Below are 9,715 nucleotides of genomic sequence, written 5' to 3'. Positions count from 1 at the left end.
CGGGGGAAGGGTCAGCGCATCGCGGCGACGAGGCTCGCCGGGCGCAGGTCGGTCCAGTTCTTCTCGACGTACTCGAGGCAGGCGGCGCGGGTGTCCTCGCCGTGCACGGTCCGCCAGCCGGCCGGGACGTCCACTGTGGACGGCCACAGCGAGTGCTGGTTCTCGGCGTTGACCAGGACCAGGAAGGTGCCGTTCTCGTCTTCGAAGGGGTTGCTCATGATTTCTTCTCCTCTGTGAGTGCGGCCCGGCCGAGTGCCGGGGTGGCGACGAGCAGGGCGAGCGCGACGAGCGCGACCGCGGCGTGGGCGAACATGGTGAGCGGGACGCCGAGCGCCTCGACCATGACGCCGATCAGCAGGTTCCCGACCGGCGTGGCGGCCAGGGTGAACAGCGCGAGGATCGACATCACGCGCCCGCGCATCTCCTTCGTCGACCACCGCTGGGCGAGGCTCACGAGCACGAGTGCGGTGAGGCCGGCGACCAGGCCGAGCGCGAAGAAGGCGGCGATGCCGACGGCGAGGTTCCCCGTGGCCAGCAAGGCGAGACAGCCGGCCTGCGCGGCGAGCCCGAAGGTGGCCAGCCGCCCGGCCTTCTCCCGCGGCGGCCACTTGACCGAGACGACGAAGGCGAGCGACGCCCCGAGCGTCATGGCGGTGAGCAGCCAGCCGGCGCCCCGGTTCCCGCCCAGCAGGACGAGCCCGAGGTTGATCGGCCCCGCACCGCTGAGTTCGAGCAGCCCGGTGACGATCATGGCGGCCCGCAGCGCCGGCCGCTTCGCGACGTAACGGCAGCCTTCGCCGACGTCCTTGGCCAGCTGCCGGACCTTGACGCGCTCCCGGGGTTCGGCCTTGGCGAGGGTCTTGGTGTTCCCGGCGGCGACGGCGGAGACGAGGAAGCTGACCCCGTTGACCGCGGCGACGACGACGAGCCCCCCGAGCCCGGCGAGCCACGACCCGAGCGCCCCACCGGCCGCCTGCCCCCCACGCACGGCGGCGAGGTAGACAGCGTTGCCGCGCACGAGGTGCTCGGGCGGCAGCAGGTTCGGCCGCAGCGCGTCGGAGGCCGGGATGAAGAAGGCACTGGCCACGGCCATGACGACGATCAGCCCGGCGAGGAGCGGCAGGGACGGCCCGGCGAGCAGCACGGCGGCAGCCCCGCCGAGCATGGCCCCGGCCCGGATGAGATCGGTGCCGATCAGCACCCGCCGCGCCCCGGTCCGATCGGCGACGGCGCCGCCGACCAGGAGGGTGAGCACTTTGGGGAGCGAACCGAGCGCGAGCACGAGCCCGGCGAGCGCGGGCCCGGCGGTGCCGACGAGGGTGACGGAAAGGGCGATCAGCCAGACGGCGTCGCCGAAGGAGGAGAGCCCCATGGCGAAGACGAGCCCGAGGAAGGGAGCGGGCAGCGCCCGCGCCTTCGAGGTGCCGCCGCCTTCGGACGTGGTGGTGCCTCCGACCGCGGTGGAGTCGCCGTCCGCGACGGACGACGGCTCGGTTACGGAACCGCCGGCCGCGGCGGGCGGCTCGGTCACGGAACCACCGACCACAGCGGCGACGGTGGAAGCAACCTCCGCAGCGGGCGAGGCAGTGCCCACACCGGCAGCCGCAGCCACCGGCCCGCCCGCCGCAACGTCCGGCACGGCCGCAGCCGCAGCCGCGCGCGGCTCAGCTGCTGCGATGCGCGGCCCGGCTGCCGCGATGCGCGGCTCGGCCGCCGCGGTGCGCGGCTCTGCTGCCACGGTGCGCGGCTCTGCTGCCACGGCGCGCGGCTCGGCCGCCGCGGTACGCGGCTCGGCCGCCGCGGTACGTGGCCCGGCTGCCGCGGTGCGCGGCTCGTCCACGGCGGTCACCACGCACCCCCCGCTGCCGCCGCCGTCGCCCGGGGTCGCCGCAGGGGTGCCGCGGCGCGGGTCATGACAGCACCTCGTGCGCCACTCGCTCCGGCGTGCCCGGGAACCACACGTCCTCCGGGGTCAGCGCGTCCGGCTGGTACTGGCCCAGCGCGCTGATCAGCATCCGCAGCTCCAGCGCCAGCGCCTCCGCGAACCGCACCAGGCCCGACTCCGGGTCCGTGTCCACCGCCAGCAGCGCCGCCCGGCCGAGACCCGCCGCGCGGGCGCCCAGGGCCAGGACCTTCGCCACCCGGGTGCCTTCCCACATCCGGCCCGAAGCCAGCAGGCAGCCCGCCGGGGTGCCGATCCGGGTCAAGCACTCCGCCAGCGGAAGCCCGACCGGCCCGAACGACGTCGGCGTCCAGCCCGAACCGCCCTCGGCGCCGTCGACCGTCACCGCGTCGGCGCCGGCCCCCCACGCCACCGCCGCCGCCGAAGCGACGTCGCGGCCCGGTGGGAGCTTCACCCAGACGCCGGCGCGCGGGAAGTTGTTGCGCATCAAGCGGATCTGCTGCCGCAGGATCTCCGGCGTGAACGTCCCGGGTGAACTGCTCCGCAGCACCGAAGACCCCAGGGAGAGGTCGACCGAGTACAAGGAAGCGAGCGAAGCGGCGGCAGCGGGATCCACCAGCGTCATCCCGCCGAGCCCCGGCTTCGCGCCCTGCCCGACCTTGAGCTCGAACGCCAGCCGCCCGGACTCCAGCAGCGGAGCCGCCGACGGGTCCGAGTACACGAGGTTCCAGACCTCCGCGTCCGCGTCCTCCGTGCTCTGCTGCACGACGACGCCGCCGAGGCCGTCCGGGACCGCGTCGCCGTACGCCCGCAGGCGCTCCAGCAGGGTGCCCGCCGACGGACCGCCGGCCCGGCCGTGGCCGTGCACCGGGACGACGTTCTCGCCGATCACCATCGGGATGCCGAGCCGGGCGGCCTGCGCCGAAGCCGCCGCGCCCAGGCCGGCGCCCGCCACCTGCGTCGAGCCGAACGCCGACAGGTACAGCGGCAGCGAAGACGCGAACCCGCCGATCGACGCTGCCAGCGAGACGTCGCCGTACAGCGGCTCGCGGCCCAGCTCGATCAGCTTCTCCAGGCGCCGCGGGACGAACACCGGCGGCACCAGCCGCGCCGACTCCAGCAGATCCGCGGGAGCAACGGAAGCCGAGCCGAACAGGGACGTCCCGTAGGAAGAAGCGTCCGGGAACACCGCCGCGGCACCGGTCCGGGCCCGCTCCCGGACCTGGTCGGCGGGGAAACCGGCAGCGCTCAGCGCGGTCACGGCGAGACCACCCCCGGCAGCTTCGGGAACGCCGTCGCCTGCCACACCGCGTCCAGCCCGGCCACGTACCGCGTGAACCGCTGCACCCCCAGGCCGAACCCGGAGCTGGCGGGAATGCCGGTGCGGACCAGGTCGAGGTACCACGCGTACTTGGCCGGGTTCTCGCCCGTCTCGCGCATCCGCGTGACGATCCGGCCGTAGTCGTGCTCCCGCTCGCTGCCGGAGCACAGCTCGCCGTACCCCTCCGGCGCGATCAGGTCGAAGTTGCGCAGGACACCCGGCGCCGAAACGCTTTCCCGGTCGTAGAACCCGCGCGAGCCCTTCGGGTAGTCGACGAGGAAGAACGGCCGCGCGTGCTTCTCGGACAGGATCGCCTCGCCCGCCCAGTCGATCTCGGCATCCGCGCTCTGCGGGTGCCCGAGCTCGCGCAGCGTCTCGACGGCGGTCGCGTGCGACAGCCGGCCGAACGCGCCGCCGAGCAGGTCGGTGAACGCGCCCGAGTCGCGGCCGAGTGCTTCCAGCACGTCGCCCGCGTCCTCGACGACCCGGCGCACCACGTGCGCCACCAAGTCCTGCAGCAGGTCGAGCACGTCGTCGCGGGACGCGCCGGCGACCTCGACGTCGAGCTGGTGGAACTCGGCGAGGTGCCGGCTCGTGTTCGCCGTCTCGAGCGGCTCCAGCCGCACGTTCGGGGCGACGTAGAAGATCTTCGAGAAGCCGAGCAGCGACGCCTGCTTGTACAGGATCGCGCTGGTCATCAGCTTGTAGCGGTGGCCGTAGAAGTCGACGTCCACCTGCTTCGCGCCGCGCCCGCCCGGGTCGGTGACCGGGCCGATCACCGGCGGCAGCAGCTCGGTGAAGCCGCGGGCGCCGAGGAACGCGCGCGCCTCGGTGAGCAGCTTGTGCTGGAGGCCCAGCACGTGCCGGGTGGTCTCCGAGGTCAGGTGCGTGCGCGGGTCCGGCGGATCGGTGTGCTCCATGGCGTTCTCACTCCCAGCTGGTCGGGGCGGATCAGGACAGGACCGGGTCGAGCCTTCGGCGGTGGTAGGACAGGTCGGCGAGCAGCCGGGTCGCGCTGACCCGGTCGTCGCCGCGGCGGCCGCCGAGCGCGGGCGGCAGCGGCATCCGGCCGGTGTGCCACCACTGCAGGCGGCCTTCGTCGTCGAGCACGCACCGGGTTTCGCCGCCGTTGTCGGGGTGCAGGCAGTACGGCACGTCGAGCAGGCCGCGCTCGAACGCCGCCGGCAGCGCCTCGGTCAGCGTCGGCGCGAGCGAGCGCACCTCGTCGACGAGCAGCCGGGCCTGGGCGTACACCTCGGTCTCCCCCGGCGGCCCGGCCGGCGCGGGTTCCGCCAGCGCGGTCGCGTGCGCCAGCTGCAGCGCCGAGATGTTCTCTTCGACGGTCGGGATCCGGTGCGCTTCCGCGGTGGTCTTGACGATCAGCCGCTCGGTGCCGGTCCGCACGGCCAGCCGGACGCTCTCGGCGACCAGCTCCCGCGCCCCGGCCGCCGACTCCGGGAACAGCCCCATGTAGGTGTAGAGCACCAGGTGGTGGTCCACGCCTGCCAGTTCCTCGGCGCACAGCCGCCGCATCGCCCACAGCGCTTCGGCATCCTGCTCGGGGCTCGTCTGCTGCGCGTAGCTGGCCGACACGCTGCGCACACCGTGCTCGGCGAAGAACAGGCATTCCAGCACCGACAACGCGACGAGCAGCCCCGGCGGGCACAGCTGGCCGAGCATGCAGCCGCCGAAGCTCTCCAGGTGGCAGTCCACTCCCCGGTCGGCCTGCCCGGCCAGCAGGGACGCCGAGCGCGACCACGCCTTCGCCGCCGTCCGCAGCGGGACGCTGCTGTAGGGCAGGCAGTAGGACACCGGCCCGCCTTCGGAGGCGTCAAGGCCGGCTTCGAGCATCACGGCGAAGATGTCTTCAGGCTGCGCCGAGCCGTGGCGCACCTGGACCGGGAACCCGGGCAGGTCCGCCACCAGCCCCGCGGTGACGGCGGGGCCCAGCGCCACCAGCGGGAAGCCGTTGAGCGGGACCCCGGACTGGACGGACATCGCGGCGAGGTCGTGCTGCCCGGTGCGGGTGTAGCTGTCGAGCGTCACGGTGCCGACGGCCGGGACGCCGGCACCGGCCACCGCACGCAGCCCGCGTCGCATCGCTTCCGGTTCCGAGAACCCCATCCGCGGCTGGACGACGAGCGTCCGGCGGCGGCGGTGCTCGGCCACGAACGCGCTGAACACCGACCGGGCAGCGGTCACCGCAAGGTCCGGATGTTCGCGGCGACGAACTCGCGGAACGACTCGATCGCCTGGCCGGAGTCGCCGGCGCCGACGTGGAAGACCGCGTCGTAGCCCAGCGCCAGCAGCTCGGCCTCCAGCGCGCTGTTCGCGTCGCCGTGGACGCCGAGCTTGCCGCCGATCACGGCGGGCAGCCCGGCCAGGACGGCGTCGGAGCGCAGCGCGGAGATGACCCGGGCGCCATCGACGTGGCCGTGGCCGTTGATGGTGCTGATCACCAGGCAGTCCGGCCGCTCGTCGCGGCAGGCAGCCAGCAGCCGCCCGACCGGGACGCAGGCACCGAGGTTGACAACCTCGTGGCCCATTTCCTCCATGATCAGCTGGAGGGCGACGAGGTTCCACATGTGCGAGTCGGACTCGACGCTGGACAGGACGAACTTCAGCGGGGGCCCCGCGGACACGGCGGGCCGGTCCGGGGTCTGCTCGATCTGGAAGGTGGTCATCGTGCGTCGCTCCCTGTGCGTTCGGGGAACGTCCGCGGTGCGGGCCGCGAACTTCTCACGACGAATCGTCATCGGCCGGCGCCCGGCGCACATGGGTGCGGCGGCCCCGCATTCCCGCGCCGGTCCCGCCCCCCGGTCCGCCTCGCGCGCGGGCGTCGCGGCCGCGCGCATGAGGCGCGGAGACCTGGGTGCCGGCGGTGCCCCGCACGGGGGATCGTGGCCCCGGACCCGCCTCGGAACCCGCGTCCGGCCCGCCCTCCGGACGGCGCAACCGCCCCGTCCGAACGGCTTAATCCCCCACTTCGCGACCAGGCGTTTCCCCGCGCGGTCCCCCATGAACCCCCAGAACGCCCCCATGCCGCGCGGGAATGCGGGCGTAGCACCCCCATGTGGTCCGCGTCACCCGCTGGCATGCTCGATCCCGTGATTCCCCCGCAGCCGAACCCGGCGACCACGACGCTCCCGCCCACCTGGTGGGCGGCCGGGCTGACCCCGCACGAGCGGCGCCCCGGTGGCACCCGCCCCGCGTGGGTGGACTTCGCCGAGGCCGCACTTTCACGTGAAAGTGCGGCCCCCAGGTCGGCACTTTCACGTGAAAGTGCGGACTGGCGGACGGCGTTCGCCGCGGTGTTCCACCCCTTCACCGACGCGGTGCGCGTCGCGATCGCCGGTGCCGCAGCGGGTTCGCCCGCCGTCGACGCCGCGCCGGTCGCCGACGGCTGCGCCGCGCAGCTCGGTCACCAGCTGGCCGGCCTCGCCGCCCGCACCCTGGTGCTGGAGCTCGGAAGGGCGCGGCACAAGGAGATCCTCGACGGCGAGACGCCGCAGGCGCGCTTCGCCGACTTCGTCCGCCGGACCGGCACCCCCGCGGGCCTGACCGACCTGCTGCACCGCTACCCGGTGCTCGCCCGGCTCGCCGCGCAGGCGTCGCTGCACGCCATCGCCGCCGCCACCGAAATGCTGGCCCGGTTCGACGCCGACCGCGTGGCGCTGGCCGCGTTCGTCGGCACCGATCCCGGCCCGCTGGTCGAGGTCAGCGGCGGCACCGGCGACGCGCACCAGCGCGGCCGCTCGGTCCGCGAACTCCGGTTCGCGAGCGGCGCGCGGGTCGTCTACAAGCCGCGCCCGCTCGACCTGCACGCGGCGTTCACGGCGCTGGCCGGCTGGCTCAACCCGCGCGTCCCCGGCCTCGAGCTGCAGACGGTCGACGTGCTGGCCCGGCCTGGCTACGGCTGGCTGCGGTTCGTCGAGCACCGGCCGTGCGCGGACCTCACCGAGGTGGACCGCTTCTACCGCCGCCAGGGCGTGCTGCTCGCCCTCCTGCACGCCCTCGACGGCACCGACGTGCACTTCGAGAACATCATCGCGGCCGGCGACCAGCCGGTGCTGATCGACATCGAAACGCTGTTCCAGCCGGTGCTGCCGGCCGAGAGCGGCGAAAGTGACCCGGCCGCGGAGCTGCTCGCCCGCTCGGTGCACCGCACGATGCTGCTGCCGCAGATGATCGTCGGCGAGCACGGTGCGGTGGACATCTCCGGGCTCGGCGGCGGCCGCGCGGCGGCCCCGGCGCTGGAGCGCGTCGACTGGCTCGACGCCGGCACCGACCGGATGCGGCTGGTCCGGGTGCCCGGCGGCATCGGCACCGGCGTCAACCGGCCCACCCTCGGCGGCGTCGACGTCGAACCGGCCGAGCACGGCGCCGCGCTGCTGGCCGGGTTCCGCGCCGGGTACGACGCCATCGCCGCCGGCGCGACCGAGTTCGCCGCCCTGCTGGCAAGCTGCGCCGGCGCGGGGATCCGCGTCCTGGTCCGCCCCACCAGCTTCTACACGCGGCTGCTCGACGAGACCACGCACCCGTCGCTGCTGGCCGACGCGGCCGCCCGCGACGAAGCGTTCGGGCTGCTGCACGACGACAGCACCGACGACGTCCGACGCGCGCTCGTCGCCGCGGAGCTGACCGACCTGTGGGCGGGCGACGTCCCGATGTTCACCGGTGAGCCCGGCTCCGCCGACGTCTGGGACGCCGAAGGCAACCGGCTGGCCGGCCTGCTCGGCACGACGCCGCTGGCGTCGGTGCGGGCGAAGGTCGCCGACATGACCACGATCGACCGCCGCGACCAGGAGTGGCTGATCTCCGCCGCGCTGGCCACCCGGCCCGCCGCCGAGACCCACGCCGGCAGCGGCGTCAGCGACGGCATCCTGCCGAGCAAGACCCCCGAGCCCGCGCACCTGCTTTCCGCCGCGTGCGGCGTCGCCGACGCCATCATCGCCCGCGCCTGCACGGCGGACGGGCGCGTCAACTGGGTCGGGCTGGAGCTCGTCGACGAGAAGTACTGGACCGTGCTGCCGATGGGCGGCGGCCTCGGCGAGGGCTACCCCGGCGTGGCGCTGTTCCTCGCCCAGCTCGCCGAACTGACCGGCATCGACCGCTACCGGGACCTGGCCGGCAAGGCCGTTTCCGGCCTGCCGTCGCTGGTTTCCGCGCTCGAAGCCGACCCGGACCTCGCCGAAGCGGCCGGGCCGGGCGGCCTGCTCGGGCTCGGCGGCGTCGCCTACGCCGCGGCCCGCCTCGCGCGGCTGCTCGACCGGCCGGACCTGCTGGACCTCTGCGCGCGCACGGTCGCGGTGATGCCGGCCCCGACGCCGCGGACGTCCCCGCGGTTCACCACCGGGCTGGCCGGCGGCCTGGTCGCGCTGCGCTCGGTCGCCGCGCAGACCGGCATGGACCTCGCCACCGTGCTCGCCGGTGCGTACGCGGCCGAGCTCGCGAGCCGCTCCATCGACCCCGATCTCGCCGACCCCGGGTTCGCGCACGGCGCGGCCGGCGTCGACTGGGCCCTGTCCGGGCACCCGCGCGAGACCGCGACCCTGCCGCCGGCGAAGGCCGCGACCGGGCACGGCTGGTGCTCCGGCCTGGCCGGCCAGGTGCTCGCCTACGCCGACGACCCGGCGGTGCTCGGCGGCCTCGACGAGCAGGTCCGGCGCCTCGCCGCCCAGGAACCGCTGCGCGACCTGTCCCTGTGCCACGGCGAAACCGGCATCACCGACGTCCTCGGCGTGCTGGCCGAAACCGGCCACACCGGCGCGGAAGCCGCGCTCGCCACCCGGACCGGCCTGCTGCTGACCGCCGTCGAACAGGACGGCGCGCGCTGCGGCACCCCCGACGGCGTGCCCTCCCCCGGCCTGCTCACCGGACTGGCCGGGATCGGCTACGGCCTGCTGCGGCTGGGTTTCGGCCCCCGCGTCCCGTCCGCCCTGCTCTTGCGCCCCCCGACCCGCTGAACCGCACCCGCCCCACCTCACGAGGAGAGAACCACAGATGCGCGAAACCACGACCGAGACCGCCGAAGCCACCGTCGGCGCCCTGGTGCTCCCGCGGGCGAACCACGCCGGCGCCCGCAACCAGGCGCTCGCCGGCACCCGGCCCCGGCTGTCCGGCGTCACGCTCGACACGCTCGGTTCGCCGACCGTCGTCACCAACGGCACCTTCGCCCTCTGAGTCCCGGTCGCCACGCCGGTCTTCACGACCGGCTTCGCCGAATAGCTTCCGTTTCACCCAGCACGACTACTACCGAGAGTGGAGCCACCTGCATGACCGAGCACGACTTCGCCGGCACGGACAACCCGATCGGCGACTTGACCCTCCCGACTTCCTCCCGCACGGGCGCGCGCAACCACGCGCTGTCCGGCAAGGCGGCGCGGGTCAGCCAGAACTCCCTCACCACCATGGACATCACGGTCGTCACGGGCAATTTCCCCGGATAGTGAGACGATCACCGCGTCGGTAATTCGACCTACGCCCGGAGG

Annotated in this window: 9 protein-coding genes; 3 read left to right on the top strand and 6 right to left on the bottom strand. The window is 74.4% G+C overall.

Annotated features, from left to right (window positions below):
• Window positions 1–11 precede the first annotated feature (11 nt).
• From ACLJQM_RS19685 to ACLJQM_RS19660, 6 genes are all read right to left on the bottom strand, one after another.
• Entirely contained in the window at window positions 12–218 is a 207-nt protein-coding gene (locus ACLJQM_RS19685; RefSeq protein WP_125315379.1) for an MbtH family protein, read from the bottom strand.
• Window positions 215–1,531: an MFS transporter gene (locus ACLJQM_RS19680; RefSeq protein ID WP_410632284.1), complete on the bottom strand. Its 1,317-nt coding sequence runs from the start codon at window positions 1,529–1,531 to the stop codon at window positions 215–217. The genes ACLJQM_RS19685 and ACLJQM_RS19680 overlap by 4 nt, the downstream gene beginning before the upstream one ends.
• Window positions 1,532–1,910: 379 nt before the next feature.
• Window positions 1,911–3,164: a glutamate synthase-related protein gene (locus ACLJQM_RS19675; RefSeq protein ID WP_410632283.1), complete on the bottom strand. Its 1,254-nt coding sequence runs from the start codon at window positions 3,162–3,164 to the stop codon at window positions 1,911–1,913.
• A complete protein-coding gene (locus tag ACLJQM_RS19670; protein WP_247023751.1) occupies window positions 3,161–4,144 on the bottom strand; it encodes an asparagine synthetase A in 984 nt (327 codons plus the stop codon). The genes ACLJQM_RS19675 and ACLJQM_RS19670 overlap by 4 nt, the downstream gene beginning before the upstream one ends.
• A 31-nt stretch (window positions 4,145–4,175) precedes the next feature.
• Window positions 4,176–5,426, bottom strand: a complete 1,251-nt coding sequence (locus tag ACLJQM_RS19665) for a methylaspartate mutase (RefSeq protein ID WP_247023752.1) — start codon at window positions 5,424–5,426, stop codon at window positions 4,176–4,178.
• Window positions 5,423–5,908: a cobalamin B12-binding domain-containing protein gene (locus ACLJQM_RS19660; protein WP_360780650.1), complete on the bottom strand. Its 486-nt coding sequence runs from the start codon at window positions 5,906–5,908 to the stop codon at window positions 5,423–5,425. The genes ACLJQM_RS19665 and ACLJQM_RS19660 overlap by 4 nt, the downstream gene beginning before the upstream one ends.
• Before the next feature lie 423 nt (window positions 5,909–6,331).
• Between ACLJQM_RS19660 and ACLJQM_RS19655 the strand changes: the two genes are divergently transcribed.
• The 3 genes from ACLJQM_RS19655 (at window position 6,332) to ACLJQM_RS19645 (ending at window position 9,673) form a co-directional block, all read left to right on the top strand.
• Complete coding sequence (locus ACLJQM_RS19655; protein WP_410632282.1) at window positions 6,332–9,190, top strand: type 2 lanthipeptide synthetase LanM family protein; 2,859 nt, start codon at window positions 6,332–6,334, stop codon at window positions 9,188–9,190.
• A 37-nt stretch (window positions 9,191–9,227) separates the two neighbouring features.
• Window positions 9,228–9,407 (top strand): hypothetical protein, encoded by a 180-nt coding sequence (locus ACLJQM_RS19650; RefSeq protein ID WP_160702386.1) that lies wholly within the window; start codon window positions 9,228–9,230, stop codon window positions 9,405–9,407.
• A 92-nt stretch (window positions 9,408–9,499) separates the two neighbouring features.
• Window positions 9,500–9,673 carry a hypothetical protein gene (locus tag ACLJQM_RS19645; RefSeq protein ID WP_247023755.1) on the top strand — a complete coding sequence of 58 codons (174 nt, stop codon included), beginning with the start codon at window positions 9,500–9,502 and terminating at the stop codon, window positions 9,671–9,673.
• The last annotated feature ends 42 nt before the right edge of the window (window positions 9,674–9,715 follow it).

Origin of the sequence: Amycolatopsis sp. cmx-4-83 (assembly GCF_046548815.1) — a bacterium.
GTDB classification, from domain to species: domain Bacteria; phylum Actinomycetota; class Actinomycetes; order Mycobacteriales; family Pseudonocardiaceae; genus Amycolatopsis; species Amycolatopsis pretoriensis_A.
The sequence above is the reverse complement of the archived record's forward strand: the minus strand, read 5'-3'. Positions and strand labels throughout refer to the sequence as shown.